The organism is Shewanella sp. 1180_01, from assembly GCF_052850535.1.
The window spans coordinates 1-18,763 of the sequence record NZ_VXCT01000061.1; the positions used below are offsets into that span (position 1 = coordinate 1).

The window sequence follows — 18,763 nt, forward strand, 5'->3', positions numbered from 1 at the left end:
ATAACATTTTCTCAGCAATTACCCTAGCCGCTAACGGCCGCTGGCTTAATGTGCTTAATGGCCTTGGTATTTTAATTTGTCGCAATAAACATCAAGCTTGCCCTGTATGTGGCGGTAAAGATCGTTTTCGATTTGACGATAAAAGCGGTTGTGGCACTTGGTTCTGTAATCAATGTGAGCCTAATAGCGGTGATGGTTTGGCGTTAGTATGCAATGCCTTTGGTGTGAAACCTTATCAGGCGGCCTGTATGGTCGCCCCCCTTGTGGGACTTGATATTGGGCAACCAATAGATGCAGAGCGCGTGAAACGCCACCAGCAACGTGCAGAGCAGCAACAGTTACAGCGCCAGCAACAGCAGCAAACAAAACGTAAGCAGGTCGCACAATGGGCTTGTAACATCACTCGCCAGTATTGTCGCGTTGCAACGTCAAATAATCCCTACTTACAGAATAAAAGGGTATTGCCGTTTGGTAGCTTACAGCTAAAAACGCCTATTACCGTAAATGGTGGTAAAAGTTTACCAGCCGACACGTTAGTGATCCCTGTGTTTAACGGTAAAACTATCAGCAGCTTGCAGTTTATTGGCTCAAATGGCCAAAAGACTTTTCTTGCTGGTGGGCAGATCAAAGGCGGCATGTTCCCGCTATCAACCAAAGATAGCGCGGTAATCTACATAGGCGAAGGCTTTGCTACTTGTGCTGCGGTGTCGGAGTGCGTACCCAATGCGTTGGTATTGTGTGCCTTCAGTGCAGGTAATTTGATTAATGTTGCTTTAGCTGTGCGGAAAAGTAGGCCAAAGGCTGACGTTGTGATTATTGCCGATAATGACGAAAGCGGAACGGGCGAGCGCGAAGCTATCAAGGCTGCCTTAGCGGCAAATGGCGCATACATAATGCCACCAGCAGTACAGGAGGTGGCCTAATGAGTACGGACTGTGCTGATATTTCAAAAGCTGAACGAATAGACGTTATTAATCACCCTATAAAGCCGCAAGTGGCTGATGTTCATTTAGAACCACTAGCAAAGATAAGGGAGCGTGAATCACTGTTCTCGCTAGCGCAGGGATGGGAGGGCTACGATCAACAATTTAGCTATTTAATCAAAGGTTATTTACCCGCCAATTCCTTTGGCATGATTTACGGGGCATCTGGTAGCTTCAAAACATTTCATGCGTTGTCATGGGCTGTTCATATCGCTTTAGGCTTAGATTGGAATGGCTGCCGTGTTCAGAGTCGCCCAGTCCTTTATATTGCGGGTGAAGGTGGCGTTGGTGTTAGCCGCAGATTGAAGGCTTTAGCCATGAAATACCACAATGGTTTACAGCTTTCACGGCTGTACCGTATTGATTTTGGTGTGCAGGTTACAGATGGTTTCCAGATGAATGAATTAGTGAAGCTTATTCAGAATAAAGCGAAAGAAGTTGATGAGCCTTTTGGGTTAGTCATCATTGATACTTTGGCGCGGAGTTTTGGCGGTGCGGATGAAAACCAAGCTAGAGATATGGGGGCGTTTATATCTGCTTGTGATCAAATAAGGGCTAATACTGGTGGTGCTACATTGTTGATCGTTCATCATAGCGGAGTACAGGACAAGGAGAGGGCGAGAGGCTCATCATCGTTACGGGCGGCATGTGATTTTGAATATCGCATAGAGCGAGAAAGCGGGCCTAAATTGGCTTACATTCTCACAGCGACTAAATCCAAAGATGAGAAAGAGCAACCCGCTCAGGCGTTCGAGTTAGTAGAACATAAGTTATTTACAGATGATGATGGTGATGACGTACGATCATTAGCTGCTTTAAATGTGGGCATGGTGCCTTTAGAGCCCGTTACCCAAGATATAAAGCCACTATCTGCTAGCGAGCAGGCATTGTATCAGGCGGTTCGCTCAAGAATGGTCAGTGGTGAATCAACCGCCATAGCTCTGATAAGGGATGACTTAAAAGCTCAAGGCCAGAAGGGGATCAGTAACTTCTCAAAGTGGCTTAAGGGCTGTATTGATAAAGGCGTTTTAAAGGAAATTGACGGTAGGTTAGTCACTGTGGTTGTAGATCCTGATTGACCTTTTTTGCTCGTTCGTTTGCTATGGCTCTTAGGGGGAAATAAAACGAACGAGTAAAATAGAGGCTAATCACAAGTATTTTTTGCTGCTAGCTAGACCTTTGAACTAAGCCTCCTTAGCTGGGGGCTTTTTATTAGGTGGGTGTCGCAAGGTTTTACGGGGATCTATACGCATTCAAATACAGTTTTCAAATGTGTAGCGTCACTGGCGTATTTTTAAACTGTGGCGGTCAAGTAAATTAAACAGACGTTAGTTAATCTAAATTCGATACGCATTAGCGATAGTTTTCGGAAGTCATGCTCATTGTAAAAATGAGCCAAATAATGTTCTTTCTAAAATACGTTATAAAATAATATTTGGAAGTCACGGGGGGCATTAAAAGAGCTAGAACTCTGAGATTCTGCGCACGTTAGAGGATTAAGGCTTATCAGTAGTTTTGTGATGTGTTTAGTCATGGTAGATAGCCGTTTGACTCATTAGCAATGGAATATGGTTATTCAGATTAAATCTTGATAAATTGAGCTTGAAATTTAAACCTTCAGCGTTTAGTTCGGTTGATATTTTAGTCCTATAAAAGACAAAGGAATGCTTAACTTATGATTTCACTTGCCCGTTTTTTAGCTTGGTTTTACCTGATTATTAGCACAATTATCGCAGTTTTTATCCTTGTAAGTGATTCAGCTGTAGCAGAAAGCTACTTGATGGTTATTGGTATTTTCATGCAAGGCTTGGTTATTTTTTGCGTACTTTCACTAGTCGCACAGATAGCCGAAAATACTGCCCCTGCGCTTACCCAGCTAAGTGATGCAGGAGTTGAGGCTGCATCTGAACCTAAAGTTGTTACTAATGACTATGAACTACATGATGCAGCTTGGAGTGGGAACTATTTAGGCGTTAAGAATCTGATACTTTATGGTGCAGATGTTAATCTGAGAAATTCCGATGGAAAGACACCATTAGACTTAGCCAAAGAGCGAAGAGATGATTTGATCGTTAAGTTGCTTCAAGCTCATGGCGCAGCGTAACTAATAGATGATATTAGGCCCAAGATTAATACAACCTTGGGCTACGCAACCTAAATTGCAGCTTCACAGCCTTTACGGCTTTTATCAATGATTAGATCACCCTCAACTCTAAAGCCAATTGAACCGATTAAAAATGAGTGATTTAGTTGTGTTACCACAATATCTGTTAAGCCCACCGCACATTTATCACTTTCAATCGCTCTATCCATAGCTGTTTTAACATTAGGTATTCCAAAGGGGAATATAAAAACAGGATATGAATCCTCACCCGTTACTCTGGTTCCTTTAACAAGTTGACCAGAATTTAAGTCAAAGTTTTTTGTACTTCCAACAGTTAAATCTGCCACACGGACAGTACAGCCTGACATGGCTAGTAAACTAAGAGATAGTGCGATTAGTGGAATTTTTTTCATTGTTATTTCACTTATGTGGATGAGTTATTATTTAAGTCGTTTGGTACAAGATGTGATTAAATTTATGACATTTTTTAATGCGAGTTTGAACACTACGTCACCCATTACAGCAACTGTATTGCTCAGATATGAAAAAGGCGTAGTGGTTACTAACCAGCTACGCCTTATCAGAATTGGTGGCCCCTCACGGACTTGAACCGTGGACCTAACGATTATGAGTCGTGTGCTCTAACCAACTGAGCTAAGGGGCCGACTTAAGGTAATCGTCATTACCTGAAGCGGGAGGAAGTATACTAAGCTTACTTACGCTTGTCACCCGTGTTTTGGCTGGAAATTCACGCAACTGATTCAATTGGTTATCTGTTAATCAACTTAAATGCCATCGTCGGCTAAATTTAATGCTTTCATAGCGTGCTTATGCGGATATTACCGCCGGAGAGGCAATAAAAAGCCCTGCATAGGCAGGGCCTGACTTTAGGCTTATAACGGCCTATTCATCTAGGAATGATTTTAAGATTTCTGAGCGTGAAGGGTGACGCAGTTTGCGCAGTGCCTTAGCTTCAATCTGACGAATACGTTCACGGGTCACGTCGAACTGCTTACCCACTTCTTCAAGTGTGTGGTCAGTGTTCATATCGATACCAAAACGCATACGCAGTACTTTCGCTTCACGGGCTGTTAGACCTGCTAACACTTCGTGAGTGGCGTTTTTCAAGCTTTCGCTGGTCGCTGAGTCCAGTGGTAGTTCGAGGGTCGTATCCTCGATAAAATCACCTAAATGCGAATCTTCATCGTCACCGATAGGGGTTTCCATGGAGATAGGTTCTTTAGCGATTTTAAGTACCTTACGGATCTTATCTTCCGGCATCATCATACGCTCAGCCAGTTCTTCAGGTGAAGGCTCACGGCCCATTTCCTGTAGCATTTGGCGAGAAATACGGTTCAGCTTGTTGATCGTTTCGATCATGTGTACTGGAATACGAATGGTACGCGCTTGGTCGGCAATAGAACGAGTAATCGCCTGACGGATCCACCAAGTTGCATAGGTCGAGAACTTGTAACCACGACGGTATTCGAATTTATCCACGGCTTTCATCAAGCCAATGTTACCTTCTTGGATTAAGTCCAAGAATTGCAAACCACGGTTGGTGTATTTCTTCGCGATAGAAATTACCAGACGTAAGTTTGCTTCAACCATTTCTTTCTTCGCACGGCGCGCTTTAGCTTCACCGATTGACATACGACGGTTGATGTCTTTAATGGCAGAAATCGCTAAGCCGGTTTCTTCTTCAACTGCTGCAAGCTTAGTACGACAACGGATCACGTCGTCTTCAACCATTCTTAGGCCTTCGGCATAAGGTTTAGTTGAGGCTTTCTCAGTGTTGAACCAATCGAGGTTGGTTTCGTTGCCAGTGAAGAGTTTGACGAAGTTTTTCTTCGGCATTTTGGCTTGTTCAACGCACAGTTTTAACACTAAACGCTCTTGAACACGCACGCGATCCATCATAGTGCGCATGCTTTTCACTAAACGGTCAAACTGTTTAGGTACTAAGCGGAATTCTTTGAAGATTTCACCGATTTCGAATAGCGCTTTTACCGATTCAGGGTGTTCACGGCCCTTAGCTTCGATAATTTTCAGTGCACTTTCGTATGCAGTTCTTAGTTGACCGAATCTTTCGCGTGCTTCTTCAGGATCAGGCCCTTTATTGCCTTCTTCTTCATCTTCAGTGTCGTCGTCATCTTCTTCGTCATCCTCATCTTCCAGCTCTTCTTCAGATAATTCTGAGCCGATGTGAGTGGCGGTCGGTGCAACGTCTTCGTCCGGGTTAACAAATCCAGAGATAATATCAGATAAGCGCAGTTCGTCGGCTTCAAATTGGTCGAATTGCTCAAGGATCATAGCGATCGCTTGTGGGTATTCGGCGACTGAACTTTGAACAGTGTTGATGCCTTCTTCGATGCGTTTGGCGATAACAATTTCGCCTTCGCGGGTCAGAAGCTCAACGGTACCCATTTCACGCATGTACATGCGTACGGGATCGGTTGTGCGGCCAAGTTCGCTTTCTACTGTTGCCAGTGCGGCAGCGGCTTCTTCAGCGGCATCTTCGTCTGTGTTGTCTTCCGACATCATCATGTCATCGGCATCTGGGGCTTCTTCAAACACCCGGATACCCATGTCATTTATCATCTGGATAATATCTTCGATCTGGTCAGAATCGACCATGTCTGCAGGTAAGTGATCGTTCACTTCTGCATAGGTTAAGTAACCTTGCTCTTTACCTTTGGCAAGCAACAGCTTAAGTTGCGACTGCGGAGTATGATCCATAGATATCATCCAAGTTGGGAAACTGTTACAACGACGGACACTTAGCATGAGCTAAGTGCCGCGCAAATCGTCAATTATAGCCGTGTGTGCATGTCTGTGCTAGTCACTGGGACAGTGAATGAGGACATTTTTGCCTCAGTTTAACCCTTTCATGACTGAGATCAGCTTCGAGAGCTGCATCTTCTCTTCTTTAGTATGAGTCTGTTTTAGACTCAATTCCTGATATCGTTGTTCAATATATTGATTGTTCAACCAAACCAGGGTTTGTTTAAACTTTTCGAGCAAGTTTTCATCCGCCACTTGATGGTCCCATTGGGCCAATTTATGGAGAGTGCCGCTGTAAGGGTGCTCTCTGAATTGTTCAAGTAGTTGTGCGCTGTTTAACGTTTGCTCTCGAGTCATCTCCAATAACAGTGGCAGCAATTCTATGCCTGGCATCTGCAAGTGGGCGAGTGCGGGTTGTGGGGGTAAGCCCATACCCAGTTTAGGATGTTGTACTAGTAGTGCGATGGCGAGTCGCAATGGTGTACCGCGTCCTTTTAATCCTTTATTTGCCATTGGTTTAGCTTGTTTCACGCTAAAGCCTAGCTTCTTTTTCATATCTTCTGAGCTGTTCATTCCTAACTTGTGAGCTAAGTTCTCAAGCAATAAATTTTGCAGCACAGTGTCTTGAATTTTTTCAATTAAGATAAAAGCTTGTTTCGCTAAGTTGCCTTTATCTGTACCGTATTTTGTCGCTAACGTATCAAACAGAAACTCGGGTAGTGCAATGGCTGAAACCATTAAGGTTTCAAATGCATCTTTACCAATCTTACGTACCATAGAATCAGGATCTTCGGCCTGAGGCAGGAACATAAATCGCACTTGATCGCCTGGCTTTAATAATGGCAATGCCGTTTCTAAGGCACGCCAAGCCGCTTCAGTACCCGCTCTGTCGCCGTCGTAACAGCAAATCACTTCTTTAGCGCTGCGCAGCAAAAGCTGAAATTGCTCCGCCGTCGTCGAGGTGCCTAATGATGCGACAGCATAATCGACGCCAAATTGCGCCAACGCCACCACATCCATATAGCCTTCAACGATCAGTACTTTGTCAGGATCGCGATAGCGTTGCTTTAGTTCATAGAGACCATAAAGCTCATTGCCCTTATGAAATATGGGCGTTTCTGGAGAATTCAAGTATTTGGGTGTGCCATCACCTAAAACTCTGCCACCAAAACCAATGACTCGTCCGCGTCTGTCGCGAATAGGAAACATGAGGCGGTCACGAAATCTGTCATAACGTTTCCCACTGTCGTTGCTAATTAACATACCCGCAGTCAGTAACTTATCCTGCGCATCTTGATTCTGACGATAGCGGCCCAATAAGCCGTCCCAACCGTCTGGCGCAAAGCCAATACCAAAATGTTCGACTACATCATCGGATAAACCGCGATAGGCAAGATAATCGATAACTTTTTGTTTATCTTGGTGTTGTCTAAGTTGGTTTTGAAAGTAAAGGCTCGCTTCTTCCATGAGTTGGTATAAGTCACGACTTAAACCGTCATCATGTCGCTTGCCTGTGCCTTGTTCTCTGGGAACCTCTAATCCAAGCTGGCCCGCCAAATCTTCAATGGCATCAATAAAATCGAGTCGGTCATACTCCATCACAAAATCGATGGCGTTGCCGTGAGCACCGCAGCCAAAGCAATGATAGAACTGTTTATCACGGCTGACGGTAAACGAAGGTGATTTTTCGCTATGAAAAGGACAACAGGCCGAGTAGTTCTTACCCGCCTTTTTCAAGGGCACCTTACGATCGATAAGTTCGACTATGTCAGTGCGAGCGATTAGCTCATTGATAAAATCACGAGGTATTGCCATTGAGTGCTTAAAATCCCGCCTTGCGCGAATTTAAACAAACAAGCCGCGCATAGGCACGGCTTGTTCATACAGTGAAACGCTAATTATTGCAATTTAGCACGGATCATAGCGCCGATAGCGCCCATGTCTGCACGTCCTTGCACTTTAGATTTCAATGCTCCCATTACTTTGCCCATATCCGCCATGGCGGATGCACCTACTTCTACAATAGTTGCATCGATGAGCGCCGCGACTTCCGCCTCTGTAAGAGGGGTAGGCAGGAAAGCTTCAATAACTTGAATCTCTGCTGCTTCCACGTCGGCCAACTCGTTACGACCCGCTGCTTCAAATTGAGCAATCGAGTCACGACGTTGTTTCACCATTTTGGTTAAGACCGCTATAACCTGTTCATCAGTCAGAGATTCGCGGGTATCCACTTCAATCTGTTTGATGGCGGCTAATGCCATACGAATAGTGCTCAAGCGCGCCTTCTCTTTGGCGATCATGGCCTGCTTCATGTGGTCTTTTAGCTGATCAATTAGGCTCATATGAGATTAATATAAACGTACGCGACGTGCGTTTTCGCGAGAAAGCTTCTTAGCTAAACGTTTAACTGCAGCTGCTTTTGCGCGCTTACGTGCAGTAGTTGGCTTCTCGTAGAATTCACGAGCACGCACGTCGGCTAAAATACCAGCTTTTTCACAAGAGCGCTTGAAACGACGCAGAGCTACGTCGAATGGTTCGTTTTCACGTACTTTAATAATTGGCATACGCCATCACCCCTTAGGTGTAGGTTGTTCTGGTTCAATTACTCGAACCAAGTCTATTTAAAATGGTGCGGAATTTTATACCGAGACACCTAGGCTTGTAAAGCCCTAAAACTGAGCTCAGTCCTATAGTGGACTCAATATGGCCTGTGCGACTGGAGTAATCGAGCGCTTGCAGGTAGAATTAGCGCCCTTTTGTTAGCAATTGATGAGACACCATGCGGGTTCTAGGTATTGAAACATCTTGTGACGAGACAGGTATCGCCGTCTATGACGATGAACTGGGCTTATTATCGCACACTTTATACAGTCAGGTTAAGTTGCATGCTGACTATGGTGGTGTGGTGCCTGAGTTGGCGTCGCGTGACCATGTACGCAAAATTGTGCCGCTTATTCGTCAAGCGCTGAAAGATGCGAATACTGAAATGGCTGATCTCGACGGGATTGCCTATACCAAGGGCCCAGGTTTAATTGGTGCTTTGCTTGTCGGCGCCTGTGTGGGGCGTTCACTGGCTTTTGCTTGGGACAAGCCTGCAATCGGTGTGCACCATATGGAAGGGCACCTGCTGGCGCCTATGCTCGAAGATGACGCGCCTGAGTTCCCCTTTGTGGCCTTATTAGTTTCTGGTGGCCATTCTATGTTGGTTAAAGTCGATGGGATTGGCCGCTATGAAGTGTTAGGTGAGTCGGTTGACGATGCCGCGGGTGAAGCATTCGATAAAACGGCCAAGTTGATGGGGCTGGATTATCCCGGTGGTCCGCGCTTAGCTAAACTGGCTGCTAAAGGCTTACCCGCAGGTTATAAGTTCCCGCGGCCTATGACCGACAGACCTGGACTCGATTTTAGCTTTTCGGGTTTAAAAACTTTTACCGCCAATACTATTGCCGCTGAACCTGACGATGAGCAAACGCGCGCCAATATTGCCCGTGCCTTTGAAGAAGCCGTGGTTGATACGCTGGCGATTAAATGTCGTCGTGCGCTGAAGCAAACTGGCTATAACCGCTTAGTGATTGCCGGTGGCGTGAGTGCGAATACGCGCTTAAGGGAAACCTTGGCCGAAATGATGAACTCGCTAGGTGGACAAGTGTTTTATCCCCGCGGTGAGTTTTGTACCGATAACGGCGCAATGATTGCCTTTGCGGGATTGCAGCGTTTAAAGGCGGGACAACACGAAGATTTAGCGGTAAAAGGTCAACCTCGATGGCCATTAGATACCTTGCCACCTGTGGCATAACACGCCTTTGATGCCGATGTATTGATGCTGAAATAAAAAACTGCGCTTTTAGCGCAGTTTTTTATTGGGCGTAATGTCATCTCAAGATTTTTTAGGACGCTTCTTGCGTGACACTTTAGATTCTTCACCCTTGAGTAAGCGCTGAATATTGTCTTTATGGCGAATGATGATAAGTGTCGACAACATGGCAACGGGAATGGTGAATCTGTCGTCTAGCCACCAAGTATAAAGGGGCGCCAGTAAAGCGGTAAGAATGGCGGCAAGGGACGAGTAGCGGCTAATTAACAATAGGACGACCCAAGATGCCATTAGGCAAATCGCTAAATCATCACCAATGGGGGCCATAGCACCAAAGGCAGTAGCAACGCCTTTGCCACCTTTGAATCCAAAAAATACCGGATAAATATGTCCAAGACAGGCGGCGATGGCGATGAGCCCGAGTGACACTGCATCTATGCCCATGAGATAAGCTAAATAAGAAGGCACTGCACCTTTGAGCATGTCGAAAAACAGCACCATGGCAGCCGAACTCGCGCCGCCAATTCTTAGTACATTGGTGGCTCCTGGATTGCCTGAACCTTGCAATCTTGGATCGGGTAGACCTCTCATCCTACAAACCAGCACGGCACTTGAGATTGAACCCGCCAAATAGGCGGCCAAAATCATCAAAAGTGTCTGTGTTAATGGACTCACATTGGTTTCCTTACGCGTCTTAAGGTATTATCGCGCAACAATTTAAAAAGCTGACTCAGTTGCCAATCCCGCTTTAGGTTTGTGCGATAACTCGCCTAGTTAGGGCTGAGATATTTTCTGAATGAGCAAATCCTTTTAGGGCGTTATCCTACTGTGGATTGGCTCGAGTAGAAAGTAAATTAGTTATCTGTCAGAAGATTGCGGATTATACAGCTAGGATCGCTTTTAGCTTATCAGACCTCATAGTAGTCAGTTAGTTGGAGAAAGCATGGATAAGGTACTTATACGGCAATTGCGCATTGATACTGTGATTGGTGTCTATGAGTGGGAAAAGACAATCCATCAGAGCCTGTTATTAGACTTAGACATGGCGTGGGATAACAAACCTGCCGCAGCGACGGATGATTATCAATATGCGCTGTGCTATGAGACAGTTTCCAATCGATTAACCCAACTTGTTACTGAGCATCCAATCGAGTTAATCGAAACGGTTGCCGAGCGAGTGGCCGATTGCCTACTTCAAGAATTTAACGTGACTTGGGTGAAAGTTGTCGTGATGAAGCCAGGCGCGGTAGCGACTGCAGCTTCGGTTGGCGTCGAGATTGAACGTTCACGTTAGATGAGTACTTGATCAACTGCGCTGTTGATTGAGAAATAGTGTTTATCTTCAGATAAATCGGACATTAGCATGGCACGTATTTATATCAGTCTGGGTAGCAATATCGAGCCTGAACAGCATCTGCAAGCAGGATTAACATCGCTGCGAGCGTGTTTCGGGCCGCTGCGCCTCTCTTCTATGTATGAAAGTGAAGCGGTAGGTTTCAGTGGCACTAATTTTTTGAATATGGTTGCTAGCGCTGAAACGGATCTTAATATAGCGGCGGTAGTTGCACAGTTTAAGCAAATCGAGCAGAATCACGGCCGGCTTGCCGGGGCAAAGAAATTTAGCCCAAGAACCTTAGATTTGGACCTGCTGCTTTATGACCATGTGGTATGCCAAACGCCTGTTGTGCTGCCCCGTGCTGAGATAGTCAATAATGCCTTTGTGTTATGGCCATTAGCCGAGTTAACGCCGGAATTGATTCATCCCGTGGTAGATAAAAGCTATGCACGTTTGTGGCAAGAGTATGACAAAAATTCACAGCGACTTTGGCCTGTGACGTTTGAATGGCCCCCAGGGCTGACGTTTTAATTTATTGATAGGATTGTCATGGATACGTTTCAGGTCATTATTTTAGCGCTTATTCAAGGGCTAACCGAGTTTTTACCTATTTCTAGTTCTGCCCACTTAATTTTACCCGCACAGCTTTTAGGTTGGGAAGATCAAGGTTTATCCTTCGATGTGGCGGTGAATACAGGTTCGTTATTTGCTGTGGTAATTTATTTCAGACACGAGTTATGGACTATGTTTAATGCTTGGATTGCGAGCATTTTCAGAGGTCAACAATCCGAAGACAGCAAGTTGGCGTGGTGGATTATTCTGGCGACCTTGCCAGCGGTGTTTTTTGGTTTTCTGGCAAAGGATTTTATCGCGACTCACCTACGTAATGCTGAGGTTATCGCGGTCACTACCGTCGTATTTGGTTTATTGTTGTGGTGGGCCGATAAGATGTCGCGCCGCGATTTAACGGTTTATCAGACGGGCTGGCGTAAAGCCTTGTTAATTGGTTTCGCGCAGGCATTGGCCTTGATCCCAGGGACTTCGCGCTCTGGGGCCACTATGACAGCGGCGCTAATGTTAGGCTTAAGTCGTGATGCAGCGGCCCGCTTTTCATTCTTAATGTCAGTTCCTGTGAGTTTAGGTGCGGCGATTTTAGTGGGTAAAGATCTGGCGAAAAGTGAGCTTCCGATTGATTATCAAGCGTTAATCCTAGGAACTCTGATTTCGTTTGTTGCAGCTTATGCCTGTATTCATTACTTCTTAAAAATCATCAGCCGCATGGGAATGACCCCGTTTGTGATCTATCGTTTAGCACTGGGTGCAGTCTTGTGTGGATTTATCTTCTTCTAGCCACGCGAGTTTGGTCATCATAGTGAGATAATAAATAATAGAATCGGGTCATGTACCCGATTTTTGTTTTTGGAGCTTCCTCATTTTCTGAAGCTTAACTTTTTTTTGGAGCTTTATATGGGTCTCGAATATCAGTGTCCAACCTGCGGACTTGTGTTAAAACAACACAAAGCCTCCCAAGGTTTTTATTGTGTCAATAAGCATCACTTTGATCGGAATGAGCAAGGCTATTGGGTTTTTACTAAACCACAACGCCAAAAGCCGACTGGTGATTCGCGCGAGCAAGTTAGAGCTAAGCGTTTTCTACTCGAATCAGGCATATTTTCGCCTTTGATCGATAAACTGGCTGAGATAATCACTGGATCTATTACGCCTGATGCTTGTTTATTGGATTATGAATGCGCTGAGGGCTTCTTCTTGCGTGCTTTAGCTTCCAAGCTGGCTGAGGTCGAAAATCCGCTAAACGTCCAGTACGTGGGCGTAGCGGACGCAGAAAATGCCATTTTTGCTGCCGCGAAGGCGCAGACTCCTGGGATCTTGTGTTTAAGCTCTTCTAAAAAATTACCCTTTATCGATAATTGTGTGGATTTTATTACTGTTATTGATCGGCCGTTAAAGGGAAAAGAGTCTGTTAGGATATTGAAAGACGATGGGACCATGTTACTGGTTATGCCTGGGCCACGACACCTATGGCAACTCAGGGAATATATTTATCCTGACTTGGCTGAAAAACCTTTCAAAGTGAATTTGCCCTCTGCATTATCGGTAAAAGACACTCAGGCACTGAGCTTCACCTTATCTGTTACCGGTGAGCAGGCATTAACGCTATTGGATATGGCGCCTTATGCGTGGCGTGCAACTGACAAGATGAAGCACGATATTCAAGCTAATCATTTTGAGTCGTTGGAAATTGACTATGTATTAGTCTCAGCACATAAACGCGTGGTTGAATCGCTATAGGTTAAAATCTGCAGTTGATGCGGTTGATTTTAAGCCAATTCATAGACTTAGTTCGATGGTTTTTAGATGCTTTAAAAGGCTATATTACTCAAGTCTATGATTCTGTTTGACGTTTTCATGTTGCTTTTATGTTGGATGGGCCGAAGCTGTTATTATTTTTAACTTTAGGCCTATTTGTTCTGTGACAAATACAACCTTCTTATCGCCTTTGTTTCCCATGTAGCCTCGATTTTTGTCAATAGCTTTTCTTTAAAAGAGAAATATTATTATTTTATAAAAAACCATTTTTAAGATAAACGAGACTGACTTTTAAGAATACTTAAAAGTTTAAATGAGAAGCTTAGATTAATAACGAAGGTTTTAATTAAAAGACGAATGGGATCCGTTTATACAGGCGCATACAAAAGTTAACTTTTTAAGGAGATTGGGGGATAACCTTTAAAGATGCGTTTGGAGATTTAAAGTCAATTTAGCGTTTTTGTATTAGTGGATTGACAATTTTGAGTATCAATACCTTGAATGACAGGCATAAAAAAAGGCTTAGATTGATGTGCTTAACGCTTTCATCTTTCTTAAGCCTTTTGTCTTAACTTACTAAATAGTAAGCTAAATTACCTTTCATTACTTCTTGTAACGAGAAGCAACGTTGTCTAAACGGTCGTTTGCGCGTTTAGCTTCTGCTTGTGCGTCCATAGATGCTGCTTTTGCATCTTTAACGTCTGCAGACAGTTTGCTTTGCTCTGATTTCAGAGAACCAACATCAGCTGACAATTGATCAACTTTGTTGCCCAGAGTTGCAACGCTTTCTTCCAGAGCAGTAGTGTTCGCGCAACCACCTAGTAGGGCAGTCATTGCTAAACCAGCAATCATCAGTACTTTTTTGTTCATTGTAAAAAATCCCTTAAAATAGGTTGGATTTGAATGTTTCGTTACTTTGTAAGCGAAACTGCCTAATTATGACATAGCTATTTTAATTTGCTACGAATATTAATGTGTTTAACCACTATAGGCATATAAATTTTTTTTAAAAGCTTTTTTTATAAGTTATATCGACATTTCTAATCGTAAAAGAGGGTATTTTTCACTATAAAGTGATGCGCCACTTACAAATCCTTTACAAATTACTGTTCATCCGTCGGCAGTTTAGTTTGCATTTTTTGTTTAAACTGACTGACCGCTTCAATTCGACGTAAATTTAACGCCTGCTTTATCTCTGCGCCTTGGAAACCTGCGGCAATAATGGCGGCAATATCGACATTATTGGCGGCAATGAAGCATTGAGTTAAATATTCACCCTGAGGGTAGGGGTTGTTTTCAAATCCTGTGCGACCACGCATATCGGCGGTGCAGGCTAATATAAGCTGCGTCAAGCGCTCTGGCTTACGCCAAAAGTCAGCTTTATCGAATATTTTTACGATCGTTTCGGCTCTAAGCTCGAAGGCCTGATGGACGTTTTGATGCTGGTCACTGACGAGTAACGCAAGATCGCGGGTTTCGTTCGGCACTCGTAAGCGGGTGCAGAGCGCTTTTATCAGCGGCAAGCCCTTTTGGCCGTGACCGTGATGTTTAGGTAAATGCTCTTTTGGACTGAGGGCTTTGCCTAAATCATGTACGAGAGCGGCAAAACGAACGCTTTTATCATCAGTCAGAAGAGTGGCTTGGGCGAGCACCATTAAAGTATGCACACCAGTATCAATTTCAGGATGCCATTTTTCTGGTTGAGGAACGCCAAATAAGGCAAAAATCTCAGGAAAGAGTACTTCAAGGGCGCCGCATTGGTGGAGTACCTCGAAAAAGACCTCAGGGTGAGGTCCGCCTAAGCTTTTATCGACTTCTTGCCAAACTCGCTCCGCTGTTAACGCGTTAAGCTCATCGCTTGCGCTAATTTGGCGCATCAGTGCCAGAGTTTCTGCGGCAATGTGAAATCCTAAGGCATGAAACCTTGCGGCAAAGCGGGCGACACGCAATACGCGAAGCGGATCTTCAACGAAAGCATCTGACACATGGCGCAATAGGCGCGCGTTAATATCCTCAATGCCATTAAAAGGATCGTATAAGTTGCCCTTTTCATCTTGGGCGATAGCATTGATGGTCAGATCTCGACGTAACAAGTCTTGCTCTAAAGTCACATCGGGACTGGCATGGCAGCTAAAACCACCATAACCCAGTGCAATTTTTCGCTCTGTTCGGGCTAACGCATATTCTTGTTGGTTTTTAGGATGCAGAAATACTGGGAAATCTTTACCGACTTGGCGGTATCCCAGTTGCAACATTTGTTCTGGAGTCGCACCAACGACGAGGTAATCTTTGTCCTTGATAGGGAGATTGAGCAGGCTGTCACGCACAGCACCGCCGACGAGATATATTTTCACAGGCAAGATTCGGCTAATGTGTCATAAACATAGCTTATCATGCCCATTAAGGTGATAGATAAAGTCGTCGCGAGATATTTGCGCACTTATGTGTCACATTGATGTTGCGGATATTTTGACAATAACATTGGGACGCTTTAACGTGGGGCGTTATTTTTAAATTAGGATGATTGGTGGTATGTACAAGGCCTTTTACGGACTCAGCGATAACCCTTTTTCGATTGCACCCAATCCCCATTATTTATTTTTGAGTGATAGGCACAGAGAGGCATTGGCCCATTTAACATACGGGTTAGGGGAAACGGGCGGCTTTGTGTTGCTAACAGGGGAAGTTGGCACGGGTAAAACGACGGTATCTCGCTGTTTACTTGGGCAATTGCCCGATAATACCGACACCGCATTTATCCTTAATCCATCGCTAACTGAGCTCGAGTTGCTCGCCACGCTTTGCGATGAGCTTAAGATTTCCTACGGAGACAATCCCACACTCAAGCAGTTGACCGACCACTTGAGTCGTTTTTTATTGGACAACCACAGCAAAGGTCGTAATACCGTGCTCATTATCGATGAAGCGCAGCATTTACGCCCTGAAGTGCTGGAGCAACTGCGCCTTCTGACTAATCTTGAGACGGACACTAAGAAGTTACTGCAGGTCATTTTAATCGGTCAGCCAGAATTACAGCTGTTATTGAAGCGCCAAGAGCTGCGTCAGTTAGCCCAGCGGATCACTGCTCGCTACCATTTATTACCGCTAAATGAAGATGAAATCGCGCTTTATGTGTTGCATCGCTTGCAAGTCGCGGGACGATTTGAACCTTTGTTTACCCGCAAAGCCGTTAAGATGTTGCAAAAGTACAGTGGCGGCATCCCTCGATTAATTAACCTCTTATGTGAACGCTCGCTGATGGCGGGCTATGCGCAATCGCGGGTGCCCATCGATCATCATATGGTGCGGCAAGCTGCGGCTGAAGTATTAGGTGAAGAGGAGCCGACTCAGAATAGGTATCTTTGGCCGACAGCGACCGCTGCGGCGTTATTTGTCGCTTTTGGTATTTCCTATTGGCTATTTACCGACAAGCCTGTCAATGCCGCGTTAGCGTCTAGTATGGTCCTTGAGTCTGCGTCAGTAAATGTTGCTGCATCAAACACTCAAGCTTTGAGCGCGACCGAAGGGATCAGCAAGTTAGTACAACCCGTAGATCAGCAAAGCAATCAGGTGTCTATTCCAGATCCCAATCAGCGCTTACTTAATGATGCGATTAATCAGAGTCGCGATATCGATACCGCCTTTGCGGGTTTGTTTAGCGTGTGGGGCAAAGTACCCTATAAAGGCTTAACCGCCTGCCAATCTGCGGTTGAGCAAGGATTGTCTTGTTATCAGCAGCAGGGTAACTGGATGTCACTGACTCGGCTTAATTATCCAGCCGTGGTGTATTTGGTTGATGATAACCAACAGGATTTTTATGGCGCTGTGATTGCAGTGGATGGTGAGCAGTTGCTGATGCAGTTAGGTGAACAACAACTGTGGGTTGATAGAGCTTGGTTCAATCAACATTTCAGTGGCACCTTCGAAATCCTATGGCAAGCACCGAATTTACCTATGATGGATATCAGTCAAAAATCGAGTCCAGGTCAACTGCAATGGTTAGAGAATGCCTTAGCCCATGTGAATAATCGCAATACTCGCAGGGTCAATCAATTCGATGTGCAACTGGAAAATGATCTTAAAAGCTTCCAAAGTCAGCATGGCTTAAAAGCCGATGGTATTGCCGGAAATCAGACATTAGTGAGATTAAATTTGTATTTAAGTCAGCAAGGTCCACGTTTAACCGATAATGGGGCGCGCAGCTGATGTCCATTTTACTCGATGCCGTGACCCGCAATAAACAACAGCAACAATCGCCTTTACCCGATGCAGTGATGACGCCAAGGGCGAATTACCCGCAGCCACGTAAATCAGGCGTGCCGATAGGCAAGTTGTCCTTACTTGTCGTCGCTGTCGCCGCCGGAATTGGCGTCGCTTGGGGATTAAGTTTATGGGACCAAACTCGACATATTTCAACCGAGCATGCTTCAACTAATAATGTGGCTGTGGCAAAGGTATTGCCACCAACTGCATCTTCATTACCAGCTTCGACAGTGGCTAAAAGTGAGCTTCAGACTGTCTCGACAGAATCGGTTGCTCAGCCGCAATCTGAGGGCAGTGCTAATACCGGTGTTCGACTCGCAGGCAAAGTGGCGCTGCCTCGGGCACAGACTTTGCCCGAGTTAACGGCATCATCGCAATATCAGGGCGGGGCAGTAGCAAATTCGCCTCAGGCTTCTAGCGCGAATATGAACAGCAATGCTGTTCAAAGTTACAGTGTTCCCAAAAATAGTGTTCCTAACAACAGCGATCCGAATAATAGTGATTCCAGCTACGGAGACTATATGTCGACTTCAGCCCAAGTGGACGCCGCAAGTCGCGAAGTTGCGTCTATGTCTACAGACACGCAAACACAGCAACCTATGATGTTGGGCGCTAATGCCAATGAGTCGGGTCTTGCGAGTCTTGAGGCGCTGCGTCAGCAAGTGAGTGCGGCGGCGGAAGATGTCGGTTTAGAAACCAACAAAAGTCGCGATGAAGATAAGTTAGTGGCTTCCTTTCAAAGTGCGTTAAAGGATGTGGAATACACCAATGCGGCGGAGACGAATGTCACTGAAGCAAAATTAGATCCTATTCCTAAAACGGCTGCAGATGATATCCCAAAATACGGTCAACTACCTGCCGGGCTGCAATTACAAGTGCCAGAATTTAATATTGTCGCCCATGTTTATTCCAGCGATCCGACCCAAAGGTGGCTGAATGTGGACGGTGCAGAGTTACAGGAAGGGGATATGATTGCGGGTAAGCTGAAGATTATCTCCATTCGTCCACGGGACATAGTGTTAGATATTCAAGGTACTCAGTTTAAAGTGCCAGCAATTTAATCTGGCTTTACGATGAGTAATGCTAGCGGTTATCTGTGCTAGTCATAGCTAAAGAGTAGAAATGAAAAAGGCGCCTAGGCGCCTTTTTTG

General features: G+C 45.0%; 18 protein-coding genes and 1 tRNA gene. 10 read left to right on the forward strand and 9 right to left on the reverse strand.

The genetic code is table 11. The features are described 5' to 3' along the window. From FW758_RS21085 to FW758_RS21095, 3 genes are all read left to right on the forward strand, one after another. On the forward strand, positions 1 to 923 hold a 923-nt coding region (locus tag FW758_RS21085), incomplete at its 5' end, for a primase-helicase zinc-binding domain-containing protein (protein ID WP_446446425.1). After that, a complete protein-coding gene (locus tag FW758_RS21090; RefSeq protein WP_446446426.1) occupies positions 923 to 2,062 on the forward strand; it encodes a helicase RepA family protein in 1,140 nt (379 codons plus the stop codon). The genes FW758_RS21085 and FW758_RS21090, both read left to right, overlap by 1 nt. Before the next feature lie 596 nt (positions 2,063 to 2,658). Next, positions 2,659 to 3,087, forward strand: coding sequence for an ankyrin repeat domain-containing protein (locus FW758_RS21095; RefSeq protein ID WP_446446427.1), 429 nt, complete (start codon positions 2,659 to 2,661; stop codon positions 3,085 to 3,087). Positions 3,088 to 3,137: 50 nt separating this feature from the next. On the opposite strand, the gene FW758_RS21100 is transcribed toward FW758_RS21095, so the two are convergent. The 6 genes from FW758_RS21100 to rpsU form a co-directional block, all read right to left on the reverse strand. Beyond that, positions 3,138 to 3,500: a hypothetical protein gene (locus tag FW758_RS21100; protein WP_263191516.1), complete on the reverse strand. Its 363-nt coding sequence runs from the start codon at positions 3,498 to 3,500 to the stop codon at positions 3,138 to 3,140. A 174-nt stretch (positions 3,501 to 3,674) separates the two neighbouring features. After that, positions 3,675 to 3,751, reverse strand: a tRNA-Ile gene (locus tag FW758_RS21105). Positions 3,752 to 3,990: 239 nt separating this feature from the next. Beyond that, positions 3,991 to 5,826 carry an RNA polymerase sigma factor RpoD gene (rpoD, locus tag FW758_RS21110; protein WP_006080722.1) on the reverse strand — a complete coding sequence of 612 codons (1,836 nt, stop codon included), beginning with the start codon at positions 5,824 to 5,826 and terminating at the stop codon, positions 3,991 to 3,993. A 135-nt stretch (positions 5,827 to 5,961) separates the two neighbouring features. Then, positions 5,962 to 7,686 carry a DNA primase gene (gene dnaG / locus FW758_RS21115; protein ID WP_006080723.1) on the reverse strand — a complete coding sequence of 575 codons (1,725 nt, stop codon included), beginning with the start codon at positions 7,684 to 7,686 and terminating at the stop codon, positions 5,962 to 5,964. Between the two features lie 83 nt (positions 7,687 to 7,769). Beyond that, positions 7,770 to 8,213, reverse strand: a complete 444-nt coding sequence (locus tag FW758_RS21120; protein WP_006080724.1) for a GatB/YqeY domain-containing protein — start codon at positions 8,211 to 8,213, stop codon at positions 7,770 to 7,772. A gap of 6 nt (positions 8,214 to 8,219) precedes the next feature. Next, the gene (gene rpsU, locus FW758_RS21125) at positions 8,220 to 8,435 is read right to left on the reverse strand and encodes a 30S ribosomal protein S21 (RefSeq protein ID WP_006080725.1); all 216 of its coding nucleotides are present in this window, start codon (positions 8,433 to 8,435) and stop codon (positions 8,220 to 8,222) included. Positions 8,436 to 8,650: 215 nt separating this feature from the next. On the opposite strand from rpsU, the gene tsaD reads away from it, so the two are divergent. After that, positions 8,651 to 9,667, forward strand: a complete 1,017-nt coding sequence (gene tsaD / locus FW758_RS21130; RefSeq protein ID WP_006085036.1) for a tRNA (adenosine(37)-N6)-threonylcarbamoyltransferase complex transferase subunit TsaD — start codon at positions 8,651 to 8,653, stop codon at positions 9,665 to 9,667. 81 nt (positions 9,668 to 9,748) lie between these two features. Here the strand turns inward: tsaD and plsY are convergent, their stop codons facing one another. Next, a complete protein-coding gene (plsY, locus tag FW758_RS21135; protein ID WP_006080727.1) occupies positions 9,749 to 10,360 on the reverse strand; it encodes a glycerol-3-phosphate 1-O-acyltransferase PlsY in 612 nt (203 codons plus the stop codon). 268 nt (positions 10,361 to 10,628) lie between these two features. Here plsY and folB point away from each other — a divergent pair, with 268 nt between their 5' ends. The 4 genes from folB (at position 10,629) to FW758_RS21155 (ending at position 13,331) form a co-directional block, all read left to right on the forward strand. Beyond that, positions 10,629 to 10,979 (forward strand): dihydroneopterin aldolase, encoded by a 351-nt coding sequence (gene folB / locus FW758_RS21140; protein ID WP_006085037.1) that lies wholly within the window; start codon positions 10,629 to 10,631, stop codon positions 10,977 to 10,979. Positions 10,980 to 11,048: 69 nt separating this feature from the next. Beyond that, positions 11,049 to 11,552, forward strand: coding sequence for a 2-amino-4-hydroxy-6-hydroxymethyldihydropteridine diphosphokinase (gene folK / locus FW758_RS21145; RefSeq protein WP_446446428.1), 504 nt, complete (start codon positions 11,049 to 11,051; stop codon positions 11,550 to 11,552). 18 nt (positions 11,553 to 11,570) lie between these two features. Further along, positions 11,571 to 12,371 carry an undecaprenyl-diphosphate phosphatase gene (locus FW758_RS21150; RefSeq protein WP_006080730.1) on the forward strand — a complete coding sequence of 267 codons (801 nt, stop codon included), beginning with the start codon at positions 11,571 to 11,573 and terminating at the stop codon, positions 12,369 to 12,371. Positions 12,372 to 12,488: 117 nt separating this feature from the next. After that, positions 12,489 to 13,331, forward strand: a complete 843-nt coding sequence (locus tag FW758_RS21155; protein ID WP_259514750.1) for a putative RNA methyltransferase — start codon at positions 12,489 to 12,491, stop codon at positions 13,329 to 13,331. 621 nt (positions 13,332 to 13,952) lie between these two features. Here FW758_RS21155 and FW758_RS21160 read toward each other — a convergent pair. Then, positions 13,953 to 14,219 (reverse strand): Lpp/OprI family alanine-zipper lipoprotein, encoded by a 267-nt coding sequence (locus tag FW758_RS21160; protein WP_006080732.1) that lies wholly within the window; start codon positions 14,217 to 14,219, stop codon positions 13,953 to 13,955. A gap of 233 nt (positions 14,220 to 14,452) precedes the next feature. Further along, positions 14,453 to 15,703, reverse strand: a complete 1,251-nt coding sequence (locus FW758_RS21165; RefSeq protein WP_446446429.1) for a multifunctional CCA addition/repair protein — start codon at positions 15,701 to 15,703, stop codon at positions 14,453 to 14,455. 178 nt (positions 15,704 to 15,881) lie between these two features. Here FW758_RS21165 and FW758_RS21170 point away from each other — a divergent pair, with 178 nt between their 5' ends. Beyond that, positions 15,882 to 17,555 carry an ExeA family protein gene (locus tag FW758_RS21170; RefSeq protein ID WP_446446430.1) on the forward strand — a complete coding sequence of 558 codons (1,674 nt, stop codon included), beginning with the start codon at positions 15,882 to 15,884 and terminating at the stop codon, positions 17,553 to 17,555. Then, the gene (locus FW758_RS21175) at positions 17,555 to 18,673 is read left to right on the forward strand and encodes a general secretion pathway protein GspB (protein WP_446446431.1); all 1,119 of its coding nucleotides are present in this window, start codon (positions 17,555 to 17,557) and stop codon (positions 18,671 to 18,673) included. Before FW758_RS21170 ends, FW758_RS21175 begins: the two co-directional genes overlap by 1 nt. Positions 18,674 to 18,763 lie beyond the last annotated feature (90 nt).